This is a genomic window from Candidatus Krumholzibacteriia bacterium, from assembly GCA_030748535.1.
GTDB lineage: Bacteria > Krumholzibacteriota > Krumholzibacteriia > JACNKJ01 > JACNKJ01 > JASMLU01.
Window position 1 is genome coordinate 284,898 of the sequence record JASMLU010000001.1, and the last position, 16,973, is coordinate 301,870.

Here is a 16,973-nt window from a genome sequence, read left to right on the forward strand (position 1 = left end):
CTCTTGTTCGCATTGGATCTCGATGTCCTGGGACCGATTCTGCTGATCCTTTTCAGCATTCTGGCAAGCAGGAAGAAGAAAAAGAAGAAAGAGGCAAAGCAGCCCAAGGCTCCGGAGGCGACTCCACAGGACACGGGTCTGGAGGATCTCCTGGAGGAAATAGGGGAAGCCTTCCCCCGCCCCTGGAAGGAGCTTGTTCTCGGTGAGAAAACTGGCCCGGGAACCTCACCCGAACCTGAAGCCCTGCCGCCCCCTGCGCCTGCCACCCGGGAGGAAGTACCCGCGGCCAGACCCAGGCCGCTTCCTGTCTCTCTTTCCCCGAAACCCGTCAAAAGGCGATCAAGCCCCTGGAATGCCGGGGGCTTGAAGGCCGCCATTCTGGCCCGGGAGGTTCTCGGACCACCCCGCGCACTTCAAGGCCCGGATTCCCCGGGGGGTTCTTGACAGAAGGCAATGCATTGATATTCTGTCCACTCGGCCGGAGTGGTGAAATTGGTAGACGCAGGGGACTCAAAATCCCCCGGGGGCAACTCCATGTCGGTTCGAGCCCGACCTCCGGCACCTTTTCCAAGGGAGTTTTGTGATTCAGACCCTGATCAACTGGGACCGGATCCTCTTTTACCGCCTGAACGGTTTTGTCTGGCCGGGCTGGCTGGATCGCTTCTTTGTCCTCATCACCGAAGATGACACTCTGTTCGCCCGCCTCTTTCTGATCGCTGTCTGGATCTTCCTCATGACCCGGGGACCCTACTGGCGAAAGCGTGCCCTCTGGCTGATTCCCCTCATTGCCCTTAGCGACAGCATGACCAGTCACTTTCTCAAGGATCTCTTCGGGCGCCTTCGTCCCTGCCATCGGGAAATCGCCTCCCTGCGGCTTCTCGTGGACTGCGGTCCCTCTCCCAGCTTCCCCAGCAGCCATGCCGCCAACATGGGCGCCGCCGGTTTCTTCCTTGCGCTGGGATTCAGAACCTGGGGGAAACGGGTTCTGGTCATGATCTTCCCGCTCCTGGTGGCCTATAGCCGGATTCATGTGGGAGTCCACTATCCCCTTGATGTCATTGCAGGATTTCTGGAAGGCATGTTTCTCGGCTGGCTCCTGAATTACTTCATGGGGAAACTGCCATCAGAATGGGAAAGCAGGATCAGCGATAGAGAGACTTGAAGCGGCTGAAGCTGATGCTCTCGACTGCAGACTCCACACAAAGCCCGTAGGCTCCGATTTGGCCGCAGCCGCCGCTGTTCTCGGGAAGGCAGGGCGAATAGGATTCGACATGGTAGTCCCGCGCGTCGAAGTCGCAGAAGAAGGGATCGCCCAGTTGATGGCCTCCACTTCCCTCGATGCCACAGAAGTCTCCCAGATTGCAACTGAGAACCGGCAGGGAACCCTCTCCACAGTAGAGCCTCTCCAGGATGCAGTTACTTACGACGGGCGAGCAAGCCACGAAAGCGATGCTCGCATTTCCACAGCAGATGCTGGTGCCCGCAAAGGTGCAGTTTAGAAACTCCTGAGGCTGCCCGGAGGGACCGTTGCCTTGCAGGTAGACGGATACACCCTGTGTCCCCCATGTGTAGTTGAAGGAGAAAAGGCAGAACTCCATCCGGAGGTCGCTGTCCACCACGAAGATGGCACCTCCGCCAAGAGCAGAACTACAATCCTCGAAGATGACATGATCCAGTTCGACAGAAGCGCCTGTTGCAAAAAGACCTCCACCCCATTCGGAATCGAAACCCCGGAAGAAGCTGAGGTTCTCAATCCGAAGCGGAAGAGGATCATTTTCAATTCGTGCGATCCTGTAGGATTCCATGCCGTCGAGGATCACATCCCGGGGACTCTCTCCCAGGCCGAGAAGGTCCACGCCACCTTTCAGGACGATTGGCCCCGTGTAGGTTCCTGGCGAGATTTCGACACGGTCGCCCTCTTCTGCCAGGCTCAGGGCATACTGAATTGTCGGGTAATCGGAAGGTACCTGCAGAACTGCGGATGAGGCCGATCCGGCGATCAGTAAAAGTGACAGAAAACCAAGCTTGATCATGGCCACGAACTCCCCTGCCTTGCTGAAGGGCTACTTCGCCAGCAGGATCTTCCTGCTCGTGCTCACTCCGGAGCTACTGAGGCGAAGCAGGTAGAGTCCGCTCGGAAGGGAATGGCCAGCAGAGTCGCGACCGTCCCATTCCATTTCATGAGTGAGGGCTTGAGAGGACTCTCTGGGGAAAGATCGGACCAAACGCCCCGCTGTGTCAAAGATTTCCAGATGAAAAGTTTCCCCGGGAGGAACTTCAAAGGAAAAACGGGTGCGGGGGTTGAAGGGATTCGGCCAGTTCGGAGAAAGGCGAATCCGGGCTACTTCAGGACTGACGGTTGTGGAAGTGCCATCCAGCCAGTAGATCCGCAGACACCAGGAGTGCAGGATTCCCGTGTCGCCGCCGGCCCGGTCCGAGACATGGAGCTTCCATTCCCCGTCCGTGTGCGTCACCGTTGGCAGGAAGATCGGTGACACAGGATCCAGCTCTTCGGGATACCATCCATAGAGTTCATTGTTGCTTCCTCCGCTGCGGTTATGCAGAAGAAGCGGGGTGCCATCAGGAGCCTGTAACCAGACAATCAGGTCCCCGATCCAGCTGTGCTCGATGTCAACAAAGACGGAGAGAGTTTCAAAAAGCCCCCCCAGGGAAACCGTCAGCGTGTCGGAAACTCCGAAGAGATCATTGTCAGGAATCGGCAGTTCCGGACTGTTCCAGAACTCATCGCTGAGAAGAATCGACAGGAAGGCATTCAGGTTCTCCGAATCCTCGCCCTCCTCCAGTTCCAGGTCCCTGGAAAAGCTGCGGAATCCATCGTGCAAAAATACCAGTTCATACTGGTTGGGATGAAGTCCCGTGAACTGGTAGGCGCCCTCGCTGTCCGTCCAGACAAGCAGGCCTCCGGGTTGAAGGCGGCAGAGGGTTCCTGAGTGGTCGCTCTCCCCTTCCAGAGTCACGGTTCCCGAAATCGAAGCGCTCCCGGGAACTTCAGTCAGTAGCCAGTTGACGCTGTTCTCCAGAAGAAGTACGCGCGCAGTCTCCTCCAGTGCCTCATAGGAAAAACTGTAAAAGAGAATCTGCCCTCCTGATGGTTCAAAATCTGGATCATAGGCCAGAACTCCCGCCTCTCCCGTGTTCCCGGCCCACTCCAGAACCGGCTCAGCACCCCAGGCCGGCAGAACACGATCGGCATCGCCATAGGATTGCCAGGCAAGGGAAAGGGTGTCCGGAAGAACATGGGGAATCGTGGCGACGGGATGAGAGGAGACCGGAAGCAGGGTCTCCCCTTCATCTCCCTGCCAGGAATCAGCATGCAGAACCCAGTCATTGAAAAGCGCATCCTGACTGAGCCAGTGGTAGGCAAGGTCTCCGCCTTCAATCAAAAGGTGACTGCCATTTACGACAGCCTGCCTCAAGGATGCACGCCAAGCTGGATTGCTGAGAGGAAAGGGATGATCTCCCGCAGAGAAGAACAGGAGATCGTAGGCAGCCCAGGTCTCCGGGGCACTGGACTGGATCTCTTCACGAAGAACGGTATGGCCAAGAGCCAGAAGATCCGCTTCCAGAAGAAGGGCAGATTGACCGCTTCGAAGGTTTTCCTGTCTCAGGGCTTCGCTCTTGCAATAGCGAGCACCGGGATCCACCGGATCCTCCAGAAGAAGGATCGAGGCAGCCTGCGCCGTTGAAAACGCAGGGAGAAGACAGAAAACGACTGCGCAGAGAAGACGCATTCAGGCTAGACTCCTGTTAAGGTCTTTCCTCTAAGATATTCTACTGTATTATTTTAGCACATCAGGCTCGTAATCTCAACGCCTGCTGATATCAAGCGTGAAGAAGGCTCAGCGCATCAGGCCCATGGCGTCCCGGGCCTCATTAATCACCTCGCGGGCGATCTTGCGGCTGTGCTCGGCACCCGCCTGCAGGATCTGTCGAACCTGTTCCGGGTTCTCCCGGAATTGGGCATAGCGTTCCCGGATGGGAGCCATGGTGGCGTCGATGTGTTCGGCCAGGATCTTCTTACAGTCAAAGCAGCCGATCGAGGCATCTCGACAGCCGGCGGCAATCTCGCCTCGTTTCTCTTCCGGGGTGAAGGTCTCGTGGATGGTAAAGAGGTTACAGATCTCCGGATCCCCGGGATCGTCGCGACGGACCCGGTTCGTATCGGTAACGGCCGGGCGCAGCTTGTCCCAGATTTCCCCGGAATCGGCCAACATCCGCAGAGTGTTTCCCACGCTCTTGCTCATCTTTGCCTGTCCGTCCAGACCGAGAATCTTCTTGGCCTTGCTCAGTAGCGGGGCCGGTTCGGGGAAAACATCGCCATAGCGGGAGTTGAAACGACGGGCGATCTCGCGGGTCAGTTCCAGATGCTGAACCTGGTCCTCCCCCACGGGAACCCCTTCGGCCTTGTAGAGCAGGATGTCCGCTGCCTGCAAGACCGGATAGTCCAGCAAACCCGCAGTGATGTTCTTGCGGTTCTGGCGGCTCTTGTCCTTGAACTGGGTCATCCGCTCCAGTTCGCCGAGAGGCGTCACGCAGTTGAAAAGCCAGGCCAGTTCCGTGTGCTCCGGAACCTGACTTTGCACGAAGAGAGTACTCCGCTCCGGATCCACGCCGGCAGCCAGAACGGAGCAGGCCATGTCCAGAGTGCGCGTGGAGAGTTCCCCCACCTCGTAGGGCTGGGTGATCGCGTGATAATCCACCACGCAGTAGATGCACTCATACTTATCCTGAAGGCGAACCCAGTTGGCGATTGCGCCCGCATAGTTGCCCAGATGAGCTTCGCCCGAAGGCTGGATCCCGCTGAATACTCTCTTCATGCTGCCTTTCCCGGTCCTCTAGCTCAGGACCTTGCGAAACTCCTCCGTGAGGAGAGGAACCACTTCAAAGAGGTCTCCCACGATCCCGTAGTCGGCCACCTTGAAGATGGGTGCCTCAGGATCCTTGTTGATGGCGACGATGGTGCGGCTGGAACTCATTCCCGCCAGATGCTGAATGGCGCCCGATATGCCGCAGGCAATATAGAGAACCGGGCTCACGGTTTTCCCGGTCTGCCCGACCTGCTCGGCATGGTCCCTCCATCCGGAGTCCACGGCGGCGCGACTGGCACCCACGGCCGCCCCAAGAGTCGTGGCCAGATCTTCAAGAAGGGAAAAGTTCTCGCCCTCTTTCATCCCGCGGCCCCCGGAGACGATCACCGTCGCCTCCTGCAGGGAAACCTTGTCCATGGCACCCGCCACCGCTTCCTTGACCAGGCTGCGTAGATCGGCCACAGAACCCGCAGGCACATCTTCCCGACCGCAGTCTCGTGAAGCATCCTCTTCCGCTGCCGAAAAGAGATTGGGGCGAAGCGTAGCAATCGCCGGCTTGCCCTCAAGGCTGACCGTCTCCAGTGCCTTGCCCGCATAGATCGGACGGGTGAACTTCAATTGACCCTCTTCCGCAGAGATCGCCGTTACATCGGCAGCAAGCCCGCTTCCGAATTGTGCAGAGAGTCGCGCCGAGAGTTCCCGGCAGCGAACATTTACCGGAAGAAACAGATAATCCGCATCTGCACCTTCGAGAAGAGAAATCAGGGCCGGAAGAAGTGCTTCCGGATTCTGGTCTGCAAAGTCACCAGAGTCCGAAAGAAAGAGCCGATCCGCTCCACTACGGCCCGCCTGATCGGCGGCCTCTGTCAGTCCCTCACCCAGCATAACGGCAGAAACCTGTGCGGACAGGGCATCCGCCTGTCTGCGAGCCTCTCCCAGAACCTCCAGGGAAGCTTTGCTCAATCCTGCATTGCCCTTTTCCAGATATACCCAGATGGAAGCCATCGTCATCCCTCCCTATACTGCGTGCGCTTCATCGCGCAGAAGTTGAACCAGTTCGTGAACCTGAGCGGGAATCTCGCCTTCGAGAATCCGGCCCTCGGCTCTCTCGGGAGGCGAGTCCACACGGTGGATCCTTGATTTCGCTTTCAGATCCAGCCCCAGGTCCGCAGCCGAGAGGACTTCCTTCGGCTTGACTGCCGCCTGCATGATTCCCGGAAGGCTGGGGTAGCGAGGCTCATTCAGACCCTTGGTGCAGGTAAAGAGAGCGGGAAGGCTGACTTCCAAAGTCTCCCGAATACCGTCGGCATCGCGCTGAACGAGGGCTTTCTCCCCTTCAAGCTGGAAAGAGTCGATAAAGCTCACCACTGGCATGCCCAGTTTCTGGGCCACAGCGGGACCCACCTGATGGGTGTCACTGTCCACGGACTGCTTTCCGCAGAAAACAAGATCAAAGGAATCCCGGCTCAGCATGGCCGCCAGGCATTCGGCACGAAGAGAAGCATCGGCCTGACCGAGAGCATCATCGCGAAGAATCAGGGCGCGGTCGGCACCCATTGCGAGGGCCGTCTTCACGGCCTCATCGGCTGAATCCGGACCGATGTTTACGATCACCACTTCCGCCTCTTGCGCCTCCTTCAACTGAATGGCCTGTTCCACGGCATACTCATCATAGGGATTGAGCACCTTCTGGGCGCCGGACTCATCCACGCCGCTCCCATCAGAAAGCACGCCGATGCGAGCCGCTGTATCCGCTACCTGTTTTACCAAGACTGCGATCTTCATGAGACTCCTTCCTTCTCGCTCAGCATCTGGCGAATCATCACCAGACGCTGAACCTCACTTGTCCCCTCGTAGATCTCCGTGACTCTCGCGTCCCGGAAGATCCTCTCTACCTTGTAATCCTTCGTATAGCCGTAGCCGCCGTGGATCTGCACGGCAAGCTCCGCACAGCGGACGGCCGCCTTGCTGGCCGCCAGTTTTGCAGAGGCAGCGGCAAAAATGATATCCTGATAATCCTGCGCCGCCCGGTAGACCATCCAGCGGGACTGCTGCACCAGAAGACTCATCTCCGTCAGATGCTCCTGGATGGACTGATTCTCGACAATGGGCTTGCCGAACTGTTCCCGCTCGCGACTGTAAGCGAGGGCAAGGCGAAGCGCCTCACTGGCCAGGCCGAGAGCCTGTGCCCCAATTCCGATTCTTCCCCCGTTGAGCATTTCCAGGGCAATTCCATAGCCCCGGTTCACTTCCCCGAGAAGGCAGGACGCGGGGAGGAAAACGTCTTCTAAACTGACCATGATCGTGGAAGAGGCGTTCAGTCCCATCTTCTTTTCCTCGGGTCCGCAGACCAGCCCTTCGCTGGAAAAGTCCACGAGGAAGGCACTGATTCCCCGGCTTCTGGAGTCCCGGTCCGTGCGGGCATAGAGAATTCCGAAGGCGCTCTCTCCCCCGTTGGTGACGAAGGCCTTCGATCCGTTGACCGTCCACCCTCCCTCACAGGCATCAGCCCGGCAGCTCAGGGATGCGGCGTCACTGCCTGCCTCTGGCTCCGTCAGCATATAGCATCCAAGAACCTCCCCCCGCGCCGCGCTGGGCAGCCACTCCTGTTTCAGTTGCTCGCTTCCGTACTTCAGGAGGGTTCCGCAGGCCAGGGAATTGTGTACCGACAGGGTAACCGCCGTAGAGGCACAGGCCTTTGCGATCTCTTCAATGGCAAGAACATAGGAGAGCGGATCCATCCCCGCGCCTCCGTATTCCGCGGGGACGCTTACCCCCATCAGCCCGAGGGAAGCGGCCTTTTGAAGGATCTCCCGGGGGAAGGTCTTCTCCCGATCATTCCGGGACGCAGCCTCCTCGATTTCCTTGCGGGCAAAATCGCGAACCATGTCCCGGAGGATTCTCTGTTCTTCACTCAATCGAAAGTCCATGCACCACCCCTGCCTTCCAGCCATAGTAGGTCAAGGCTCCTACTTGGGCAAGTATTCACTGAGCCTGGGGAGCTTTCGCAAAATCTCCAGAAAATGAAGCGTAATCCGATAGGTGGCTCCCCAGATCAGCTCCCCTTCCAGAGGAAAAGCCGAGACCTCAAAGACAAGTCCTTCTTCCTCCACGCTTACCCTTTTTCGTGACTCGGGGTCGAGAAGATGGGCGAGGGGAACCGTGAAGATTCTCTCGACCTCCTCCGGGCTTTGAACCCTGTAGTCGTCCTCCGGCCAGAGGCTCAGGAAGGGATGGATGCGGAAGCGTCCCAGGGTGTCCGTGACAGGAAGCCGGGCAAGACACCGGACTCTCGACGGGTCCACGCCCACCTCTTCCACGGACTCTCGCAAGGCGGTTTCATAGAGGCTCTGGTCCCCTTCTTCCCGGATCCCTCCAGGAAAGGAGACCTGTCCACGATGGTGGGGAAGTGCCGAGGAACGACGCGTGTAAAGCAGACTGGGCCGCCCCTGGACTGAAAGAAGAGGAAGCAGCACTGCCGAGGGGCGAAGTTCGCTCTGGTCTTCCGGACTTTCTGCATCAGGAGTCCGGGACAGAGCCTCCGCAAGCCTTTCGATCACTGCCCCTCCAGACGGTAAAGTTCCGGCCTGCGATCCTCCATCAAGTGATTGCCTGCGGTAATCATCTTGTCCCTTGCTTCCCTCGGATCGATATTGACAAGCTCCGAGCCCTCATCCCCAGCACTCAGTCTGAGCAGTCTCTCCCCGCGAGGAGATAGAACCTGAGATTCCCCCGTGAAGCAAAGCTTGCTCCCATCCGGGAACTCTTCGCGCCCGATGCGGTTGGCCGTGGCCACAAAGACCGCATTCTCAAGAGCCCGGGTCTTCATCGATGTCTGACAGAGTCCCGGCATGACGAGGTTTGCAGGATGGGCGATCAGATCCGCCCCTTGCAGTGCAAGGCTTCGAGCCATTTCGGGGAACACCCAGTCGAAGCAGATCATCATGCCCAGCTTCATCCCGCGGTGCTCATGAACCTCGGGGGGCAGGTGACCGGGGTCGAAACAATTCTTCTCTCGATCGAAGAGATGGATTTTCCGATAGAAGACTGCTTCCTCCTTCGGTCTCAGAAGCACGGCGGCATTGTAGAGGGCATACCCCTCCTTGAGGGGAAGGCCCATAATCAGCGCAGTATTCCGGTGCTCGACAAATTCCTGATAGATCTCCAGGCTGGAAAACTCTTCACAATGCTCTTCAAACTGCAGACGGCTTCGCGCATAGCCGGACTCGGCCAGTTCCGGCAGAATGTGAAGGTCCGCATCCAGAGAGGAAATCGCCTGGAGGATCTTCCTTCGATTCGCCTCTCCCCTTCCCGGGAGAATGTCCATCTGGTGCAAGGCTAGTTTCATCAGGCTTCCCTCACCCATCGCCAAGCCTCCGCCAGAGAGGCCCGCTTGCCTGTGATCAGGATTCCGACGCGGAAGATTCTGGCCGAAGCAACAAAGACCAGAGCGGTGGATGCGAGAAGAATGCCGATCGAAAGCAAAAGTTGCCAAACCGGAGGAACAGAAAGGCTGACCCTCATGAACATCACCAGAGGGGATGTCAGGGGAATCATGCTCATGACCACGGCAACCGGAGAATCCGGATTCTGCAGGATGTACATCATGGCCACGATCGGAACAATCACGATGATGATCAGAGGCTGCATCAACTGCTGGGCTTCCTGGTCCGTCGTTGCGATGGCCCCTACCGCAGCAAAAAGACCCGAGAAGAAAAGGAAGCCGAGAACATAGAAAAGGACAAAGAAAAAGAGAGTCAGGGGCTGGATCAGGGAAATCCCGGCGAGGTCCATGGCGGCCAGTCCGCCGGACAGGGTGGCGAGAAGAGCAATGAGTGCCCAGGCAAGGTACTGGGTCATCCCCACCGCTCCAATACCGAGAATCTTCCCCGTGAAGAATGTCGTCGGGGAAATGCAGGACAGGATAACTTCGGTGATTCTCTGGTTCTTGTCTTCGAGAACACTGCGCATGATCATGGTCCCGAAGCTGAGAATGGTCATGTAGAGAATCATCACGAATAGAACGGTCCCCAGAAAGACGCTTTCGAAACCGGAGGAAGGTCTGTCCTTCCCGGAATGCTGAAAAGTCTCCAGATGAATCCGGGTCTTCAGCTTGTCATAGAGACCGGGATCCAGATTCAGCTCTGCGAGTTTTTGCTTGCGGATTTCCGAGGAAAGTCGTCCTTCCAGAGTCTCCAGCAGGGAGAAATTGCTCACGATCCTGCCGTGAAAGGCAACCCGGCCCTCTTCCAGGACATTACCGGGGATCTCCAGATACCAGTCCAGTTCCTTGGACAGGATTTTCGCATCCAGATCAGCGGTGCTTCCCTGAAAGTCCCCTGTCTGGTCAAGAAAGAGAAAACGAGCTTCTCCATTGGGCAACTCTCTTTGAAGCGACTCCTCCAAGCCCTGCTTCAGAGAACCGGTCTCATCGAGAATCAGTACCGTTTCCTGAGTCGTCGATTCCCGACTGGCAAACCAGGCCGGGAGAATGGTCACTGCCGCCATGAAAAGGGGCACAAGAACCAGACCTATGACGAAAGACTTCCTGCGAACCCGCTCCATGTACTCCCGGAGAAACACTGCCCGGAACTTGATCATAAAGCACCTCCCGCAGTTTCAGAAACCCCTCGTCCCACAGACTGAAGGAAGATGTTATGAAGGCTGGGCTGAACCGGCTCCACACTCAGGAGATCCAGTTTCTGGCTCCAGTCCCTCAGGGCTGCGGGAATCTCTGCCTCCGAATTGAGAAGAATCTCCACGCTGCCTTCACCGGTCTTCTCGCAGGATTGAACGCGTGCATCATTCATGAGAACATCCGAAGAACCCTGATAGCGGATCCGAAGCCTCACCGATCCGAAGCTCTCCCGAATCGAGGAGAGATTTCCAGAAAGGACGATCTTCCCCTCATCAATCAGGACGATCTCGTCACAGAGCTGCTCTGCCTGTTCCATCATGTGTGTGGAGAAGATGACGGTCCGTCCTTCATCCTTGAGTTCCAGGATGATCTCTCTCAGGGACTCGGTATTCACCGGATCCAGGCCGCTGAAAGGTTCATCCAGCAGGATCAGTTCCGGTTCATGAAGAAGGGTGCCGGCAAACTGGATCTTCTGTTGCATCCCCTTGGAGAGTTCCTTGATCCTGCTTCCGGAACGGTCCGAAAGACCCAGGCGTTCCAGCCAGTGCTCTGCACGAGCGGCAGACTCGCGGCGCGGAACCCCCTTGAGAGAGGCAAAGAACTGCAAGTGTTCCATAACCTTCATGTCCCGGTAAAGCCCCCTCTCCTCCGGCAGGTAGGCAGTCCGGTTGCGAGCCGCCTCGTTCATGACACGCCCCTCCAGCAGGACGCGCCCGGAATCGGGGACAAGGATATTCATGATCATCCGGATCGTGGTCGTCTTCCCCGCACCATTCGGCCCGAGAAATCCGGTCAGCTTGCCCGGGCTAAACTCATAGGAAAGGGAGTCCACCGCAATATTGCTGCCGAAGTGCTTGCTGATCGATTCAATCTGAATCAAGAGTACCTCCACTGATGCCGGAAACCGGGATGCTCTCCAGAGGATAATCGAATTGTCCCTGCCGTACTACTTCGCCTGCAAGGTGAAAGTACCCGGAACGGTCACGCCGGACTTCCAGAACACCTCCCGGATAGTCCACCTGACAGGACTCCCCCTTCGAAAGAGAGACCAATCCCGAGGCAGCAACCGCAACGGCCCCGGTTCCACAGGAGAGGGTTTCTCCGGCACCCCTTTCCCAGACCCGTACATTGAGGGTGTCTTCCCCCTTCCGCACAAACTCACTGTTGATCCCCTCCGGGAAATCCTGGTGCCGCTCAAGAAGCGGACCCAGTTCGCAGACCCGGGATTGAAGATCCCGGTCGCAGGAAATCACCAGATGGGGATTGCCGGTCCAGACTGCCCAGCCCTCGATCACTTCCTCCTCCAGAGAAACCGGGATCCCGGACTTCATGGAAGAGGGTCGCCCCGGAAGGTCGGCGGCCTTGCCCATCTCCGCAGTAACTCTCTTGCCCGCAATGAGCAGAGAACGCCGGCCCGAAGGCGTGTCCAGTTCGAATTTAGAGGGCCAGTTTCGTTCTTCGTGCAATAAAAGAGAAAGGCAGCGAAGGCCATTGCCGCACATGGCAGAACTTCCGTCGGGGTTGTGCATACGCATGGAATAGTCGGGAGCGTCTGCCAGAATCAGTCCGTCTGCAGAACCTGCGGCGCAGAGTTGCCTCGCCAGGGCAGAAGAGGCTTCTTCCCCGAGTTCTGCATCGAGGAGTACCCAAAAGGCATTCCCCGCAGCACTCATTTTTTCAAGATGAGCAGACATGCGGGGAGAATAGCCCAGGTGCGATAAGGGGTCAACGCGGCGTTATTTAAGTAGCGTCATCTTTCTCGTTTCCACTCGATCTCCCACCCTCAGACGCGCGAAATACACTCCGCTGGACAGGGAATGGCCGAGATCATCTCGCCCCTGCCAGTTCCTTTCATAGACACCCGGCGGAAGTTTGCCGTCTACCAGGAGCGCAATCCGTCTTCCCTGCACATCATGAATGGAAAGACGCACATTGCTGTCCTGCTCCCCATGAAGAGTGAAACGAATGCGGGTTTCCGGGTTGAAGGGATTGGGCCAGTTGGCATCGAGGCGAACCAGATTCGCAGGGGCAATGTCCTCCACACCCACATCCACCCCGATGACCCAGTCGAGAGTTTCCTCATTCCCGCTTCTCATCTGATCGTGGAGGAAGGTGTACCAGGGATTGTTCGTGGAATTGTACTCCGTGGGAAATTCCCAAACATAGAGGAACTTGTCCCAGCCTGCGAGAACCATGTCCAGGTATCCGTCACCGTCCACATCGGCGAGCGTGGGAGTCCCGATAACAGCATCTCCCAGATGGATGGGGAAACCCTCGGCGGCGCTGGCATCGTGGTGCCAGGCTTCGATCACACCCGACTCATTAGCGAGGATGGCTTCCAGATCCCCGTCCCCGTCCAGATCACCAATGACGGGAGAGGACTGGCCGGGATTGACGGTCTCCACGGGCCAGCCGGGCATCCAGTTTCCTAAACGATCCATCCAGCCAGCCCGGGTAATGAGATCATGGCCGAAGCTGGTGATAAACATCTCCGGGCGATGATCTCCGGTGATATCTCCAAAGGCAATGCTCGGGGCCATCCAGTAGGAATACTGGTGGTTCTTCATGTAGATCGGCCAACCGGCGTAGTGCGTTCCATCGTGTTCAAGTACATAGAGCGAGTCGTTCTTGGCGGCAATCGCAATCTCCAAACTCCCATCGCCATCGATGTCGGCAATGCTCGTACTCGAATAGATGGACGCGCCGAGGTTCACGGGGAAACCGGGCATCTGGCTTCCATCGGAATCGTAGGCATAGATGACACCCAGCCCACCGGCGACGATGATCTCCATGTCCCCGTTACCATCGATATCTGCAAAGTTGGGAGTAGAACGGGACCAGGGCCCAAGACCGGAGTCGAAGATCCCCTGCGTTGAGGGATTCTCATCGCCGTCCAGAACCTCCGTGCCGTCATGATGCCAGGCCATCAGGGTACCGGAAATGTCCACCGTAAAGATTTCCAGATCCCCGTCCCCGTCTACATCCCCCATGGAGGGACTGGCCCAGATTCCCGTGACGCTGGGTACTGACTGAGGCCAGCCGGGAGCAACTTCTGCGACAACACTGTCACCCTCCGTGACAAACTCCCAGACATAGACTTCCTGACTGTTCCAGCTTCCTCCCACAAGTTCCTCTGCCCCGCCGGTGATCAGGTCGCCCGCGCTCATGGCGCAGAAGTACTTGTCTCCCGCAGAACTGATCGGCCCTGTGGTATAGGGATCTGCATCTCCATCGAAGATTTCCTCGGCATTGGCGTAGAAGCCATAGACATCATCCGCACCAGCGAAGATCTCCAGGCTGCCATCACCATCGATGTCCACAAGCGCGGGGGTTCCGGCTGTTTCGCTGGCCATCTCTCTCGGCCAGCCGGACTTCATGGCGGGATTTGTCGTCACCTTCCCGGCCGGAGATGGCGAAGCAGAGAGGCAGGATGAGGAGATCGGAAGAACCCGATACCAGTACCCCGTAAAGGGACTGAGTCCCTGATCCAGATAGCTGGCTGAGGGCGCCCAGTCCGGGGTCACTTCCGCATAAGGGCCCGCCTCCTCGTCGGCTCTCTCAAGACGGAATCCCAGCAGTTCCTCCCCCTCGGGCATCTCCCAGTTCACCAGGATTTCCGAAGCATTTTGCCGGTAATCAAACTCCGGCGAAGAGGCAAGGGGCAGAGGACGCTGCAAGTCCAGAGACAGGGTGTCTGTGCGCCCCCGCTGGTCCTGCAAGAGGAGACGCAAAGTCGGTTCATTCGCATTGAGTCGCAGAATCTCAAAACCGGCAGGGCCAAGATCGGTGGAAAGTGCCGGCAGGTCTCCGAGAGATGAAATCGGCTGGAGAATCTGCAGACTGCTGGTGTCCGGTGCCTCGATGCTGGCCTGCACGGAAGGCGCAATGCCCCGCCCCCGGTTTTCAAGATGGATCAGCAGGGAAACACTTTCCCCCACCTCAATCTCACCGTTTCCATTGCCGCTGGCCGTATCGTCGATCTCGCTTCGGAAGAGGCCCAGAAGAGGGGAAGCGGCTTCCAGAAAGAAGTCATCCTCCAGAATGCCGGCATCATGGCTGATCGTGAGATCAAAGGGCAAAATCTCATCGTCGGGAATCTCCCCGACCTGCACAAGATAACCCATCTGCCCGCTCGCAGAAGAGGAAGCTGGAATGTCCTGGAAAACATCGGACCCAGCGAGCACGGTCAGCTCCGGGTGTACGCTGCTCAGGGTCGCCGTAACATTACCCGCCAGAGTGTCACCCTGGTTCTGCAGATCCATCAGGATCCGGAAGGTCTCCCCTCGCTCGGCAATGCCGTTTCCGTTTCCATCGACCACTCCATCATCGGTGTCATCCACCTGAACGCTGCCAATGCTAAGCCAGGAAGCGGAAGAGGGAAGCGTGGCAAAGAGCATCCCCGCCCATGAATTCGCCTTCCGCGCATCTACATGAATCTGGTAGACCCCGGAAGTTTCCATCGCAGGATCAAAGGAGGCATCCCCGTTTCCGTCGCTGTAGACTACCTGATAATCCTCCGTCCCCTTCTGAAGACAGACCCTTGCACCCGGCCAGGGGTCTCCGGAAACACTGGAGACTGAAACCGTGAGGGGGCCGCTCCCCGCCTCATAGCTGCTCGGGTGGCTTACAGAGATAGGATCGGGAAGGTCGTAGAAAACCCAGGAACTGGGATCGCCGAGAAGGGTCAGTGTCTGGTGAGTCCAGCGGTAGACCGAGTTGGAGGAGGTTCCAAAGTGGAAGGCATTCAGACTTCCCACATAGAGTTCACCAAGACTGAGAGAGGGATCATCGTAAAGAGTGTAGAAGAACTCGTTCTGATACTTCATGCAGATGTTTGAGTAGGTTTCGTTGGTGGACCCGATCACGGCATGGGCTCCGCCCTGCGGGTTCTGCAGGAAGTTCTCGGCCAGGCTGTTGTACTCGAAGGCAGCAGCGTTACAGTTGACCATGTAGAGCAGGAACGTCTCCTGGCCATTTGTCAGGTGATCGACATCATTGGAATTGATGCTCGCATCTCCCACGCTCATCGCCTGACGCCCTCCGTGGCCATTGTGCAGGACCACGGAAGGGCCGGCATTCAATGCGGCAATCGAGGCGGAACGGGACAGTTCCGAAGAGCCAGGGAACTCGTAGTAGTTTTCATAGAGCCGGGTCAGGTCATGGCTGGCATCCGTCGCATTGACGGTCACCGACTCGCAGTAGGCCGCGCCATCAGAGTAGATCGTGTCTCCGAGATTCCAGTCCTTGGGGAAGAGTACCTCTCCCAGAAAAAGAAGGGAGTTCTGGTAATCGGGAACGACGCAATTTTGGGAATCCATGGCCTTCTGAAGATGGAGCTCGCACTCCTCCCGATTCCCGGAAGGAATCCGTCCTGTGGCAATTTCGGGCAGAAGGTCTGCCTCATCACCCACGACACTCCCCCCCCCCGGTTCGCACCAGTGGGAATCCTGGTCCCCGTTCCAGGAACCGTCGAGGCAGGAGAAATAGAGGTCTGTTGGGACGAGTCGATCATCGGCAAAGAAGGTGCTGAAGGCATGGCGCACCGGCATGACTTCCACATCTCCCACAATCAGCAAAAATCGAATGGACCACTTCTCGTAAGCATCCTTCACGAAGTTCCGGATCATCTCGGCCCGGTCACTTCCCATGGGGTAGCGACCCTCCATCCACTCCACCGTGCGAACCACCGTGGGGACACCCCATCCACTGCGACTGTTTGCATAGACCTGGCAAAGATCCGCCAGAGAATCCACGGTCACGATGACCATTTCCACCGTGCTGCCTTCAAGAGAAGGAGCCTCCGTGGGGAAACCGCTCCCGCCGACAGCGCGATCGGAAGCAAGGGGCAGACTTTCGGGATTCAGGAGATGGCGACCAAGGCTACGAAGGACTCTCTCCCGGAGAGGAAAGTCCGGGCGCAGGGGGCGGATCGGCTTCTTCGAATCTTCACCGGAAGCAAAACGGATCCTCAGGCCCGCTTCACGAAGGGAATGGAGTTTCCCGTCACTTACAAGGATAGGAAGAAGAGAAATGGACTGGAAGCTGCGACCGTGAAGAAACTGGGGGCTCTCCACCTGAAGGAGGTAGTCCTCTGCGTAGAGCTGCTCCGATGCGGCCTCCCCCAGAAGGGGAAGAATCATGGGACTCTGCTCCAGGCCCGCCTCCACCTCTTCCTGACGGGGGAGCAGTTCCAGAGACTCGATGACCTGCCCTTCTTCAAGAGCCCACCACCAGCGAATCAGGGGGCGATGAGGGCGGTCCGTCCCGGGCCGGGACAAAAAGCGATGAAGTTCCTGCCCTTCAGGAGTTCCCGGGTTCCAGCTTTCTGAAAGGGGAAGGTCCACGATGAGGTCCGAGGCGAGAACCAAAGCGGGAAATGCGGCGAAACAGAGAAGCAGGGCAAGTGAGTAGCGAAGCATCCGCAGCCTTCCGAAAAGGGAAACATGACAAGGTCGTGAGGAGCGATCTTGTCTAATTTTACCGCTTTACAGAAGATAGATCAAGGA

The 16,973-nt window shown here is 57.6% G+C and carries 14 protein-coding genes and 1 tRNA gene; 3 read left to right on the forward strand and 12 right to left on the reverse strand.

The features are described from left to right. Positions 1–3: 3 nt before the first annotated feature. The 3 genes from QGH30_01390 (at position 4) to QGH30_01400 (ending at position 1,162) form a co-directional block, all read left to right on the forward strand. Entirely contained in the window at positions 4–444 is a 441-nt protein-coding gene (locus QGH30_01390; protein MDP7020993.1) for a hypothetical protein, read from the forward strand. A gap of 33 nt (positions 445–477) precedes the next feature. Further along, positions 478–561: transfer RNA gene (locus tag QGH30_01395), tRNA-Leu, on the forward strand. A 19-nt stretch (positions 562–580) separates the two neighbouring features. Beyond that, entirely contained in the window at positions 581–1,162 is a 582-nt protein-coding gene (locus QGH30_01400; protein MDP7020994.1) for a phosphatase PAP2 family protein, read from the forward strand. Here the strand turns inward: QGH30_01400 and QGH30_01405 are convergent. From QGH30_01405 to QGH30_01460, 12 genes are all read right to left on the reverse strand, one after another. Continuing rightward, positions 1,143–2,033 (reverse strand): hypothetical protein, encoded by an 891-nt coding sequence (locus QGH30_01405; protein ID MDP7020995.1) that lies wholly within the window; start codon positions 2,031–2,033, stop codon positions 1,143–1,145. The two genes, QGH30_01400 and QGH30_01405, sit on opposite strands and share 20 nt — an antisense overlap. Before the next feature lie 30 nt (positions 2,034–2,063). Further along, positions 2,064–3,752 (reverse strand): proprotein convertase P-domain-containing protein, encoded by a 1,689-nt coding sequence (locus tag QGH30_01410; protein ID MDP7020996.1) that lies wholly within the window; start codon positions 3,750–3,752, stop codon positions 2,064–2,066. Positions 3,753–3,860: 108 nt separating this feature from the next. After that, positions 3,861–4,838 carry a tryptophan--tRNA ligase gene (gene trpS, locus QGH30_01415; protein ID MDP7020997.1) on the reverse strand — a complete coding sequence of 326 codons (978 nt, stop codon included), beginning with the start codon at positions 4,836–4,838 and terminating at the stop codon, positions 3,861–3,863. A gap of 18 nt (positions 4,839–4,856) precedes the next feature. Next, positions 4,857–5,834, reverse strand: coding sequence for an electron transfer flavoprotein subunit alpha/FixB family protein (locus tag QGH30_01420; protein ID MDP7020998.1), 978 nt, complete (start codon positions 5,832–5,834; stop codon positions 4,857–4,859). Positions 5,835–5,846: 12 nt separating this feature from the next. Continuing rightward, a complete protein-coding gene (locus QGH30_01425; GenBank protein ID MDP7020999.1) occupies positions 5,847–6,614 on the reverse strand; it encodes an electron transfer flavoprotein subunit beta/FixA family protein in 768 nt (255 codons plus the stop codon). Beyond that, positions 6,611–7,759, reverse strand: coding sequence for an acyl-CoA dehydrogenase family protein (locus tag QGH30_01430; GenBank protein ID MDP7021000.1), 1,149 nt, complete (start codon positions 7,757–7,759; stop codon positions 6,611–6,613). The genes QGH30_01425 and QGH30_01430 overlap by 4 nt, the downstream gene beginning before the upstream one ends. Positions 7,760–7,798: 39 nt before the next feature. Further along, entirely contained in the window at positions 7,799–8,389 is a 591-nt protein-coding gene (locus QGH30_01435; protein MDP7021001.1) for a CoA pyrophosphatase, read from the reverse strand. Further along, the gene (locus tag QGH30_01440) at positions 8,386–9,177 is read right to left on the reverse strand and encodes a nitrilase-related carbon-nitrogen hydrolase (GenBank protein MDP7021002.1); all 792 of its coding nucleotides are present in this window, start codon (positions 9,175–9,177) and stop codon (positions 8,386–8,388) included. Before QGH30_01440 ends, QGH30_01435 begins: the two co-directional genes overlap by 4 nt. Then, on the reverse strand, positions 9,177–10,430 hold the full coding sequence (locus tag QGH30_01445; protein MDP7021003.1) for an ABC transporter permease: 1,254 nt from the start codon (positions 10,428–10,430) through the stop codon (positions 9,177–9,179). The genes QGH30_01440 and QGH30_01445 overlap by 1 nt, the downstream gene beginning before the upstream one ends. Then, positions 10,427–11,347: an ATP-binding cassette domain-containing protein gene (locus QGH30_01450; protein ID MDP7021004.1), complete on the reverse strand. Its 921-nt coding sequence runs from the start codon at positions 11,345–11,347 to the stop codon at positions 10,427–10,429. Before QGH30_01450 ends, QGH30_01445 begins: the two co-directional genes overlap by 4 nt. Beyond that, positions 11,334–12,161, reverse strand: a complete 828-nt coding sequence (gene dapF, locus QGH30_01455; GenBank protein MDP7021005.1) for a diaminopimelate epimerase — start codon at positions 12,159–12,161, stop codon at positions 11,334–11,336. Before dapF ends, QGH30_01450 begins: the two co-directional genes overlap by 14 nt. 42 nt (positions 12,162–12,203) lie before the next feature. Next, complete coding sequence (locus QGH30_01460) at positions 12,204–16,886, reverse strand: C25 family cysteine peptidase (protein MDP7021006.1); 4,683 nt, start codon at positions 16,884–16,886, stop codon at positions 12,204–12,206. Positions 16,887–16,973 lie beyond the last annotated feature (87 nt).

Bases quoted from the DNA above. Each gene is read 5' to 3' on its own strand.
- QGH30_01405 (MDP7020995.1), bottom strand. From the start codon at position 2,033: ATGATCAAGCTTGGTTTTCTGTCACTTTTACTGATCGCCGGATCGGCC.
- QGH30_01410 (MDP7020996.1), bottom strand. From the start codon at position 3,752: ATGCGTCTTCTCTGCGCAGTCGTTTTCTGTCTTCTCCCTGCGTTTTCA.
- trpS (MDP7020997.1), bottom strand. From the start codon at position 4,838: ATGAAGAGAGTATTCAGCGGGATCCAGCCTTCGGGCGAAGCTCATCTG.
- QGH30_01420 (MDP7020998.1), bottom strand. From the start codon at position 5,834: ATGGCTTCCATCTGGGTATATCTGGAAAAGGGCAATGCAGGATTGAGC.
- QGH30_01425 (MDP7020999.1), bottom strand. From the start codon at position 6,614: ATGAAGATCGCAGTCTTGGTAAAACAGGTAGCGGATACAGCGGCTCGC.
- QGH30_01430 (MDP7021000.1), bottom strand. From the start codon at position 7,759: ATGGACTTTCGATTGAGTGAAGAACAGAGAATCCTCCGGGACATGGTT.
- QGH30_01440 (MDP7021002.1), bottom strand. From the start codon at position 9,177: ATGAAACTAGCCTTGCACCAGATGGACATTCTCCCGGGAAGGGGAGAG.
- QGH30_01445 (MDP7021003.1), bottom strand. From the start codon at position 10,430: ATGATCAAGTTCCGGGCAGTGTTTCTCCGGGAGTACATGGAGCGGGTT.
- dapF (MDP7021005.1), bottom strand. From the start codon at position 12,161: ATGTCTGCTCATCTTGAAAAAATGAGTGCTGCGGGGAATGCCTTTTGG.
- QGH30_01460 (MDP7021006.1), bottom strand. From the start codon at position 16,886: ATGCTTCGCTACTCACTTGCCCTGCTTCTCTGTTTCGCCGCATTTCCC.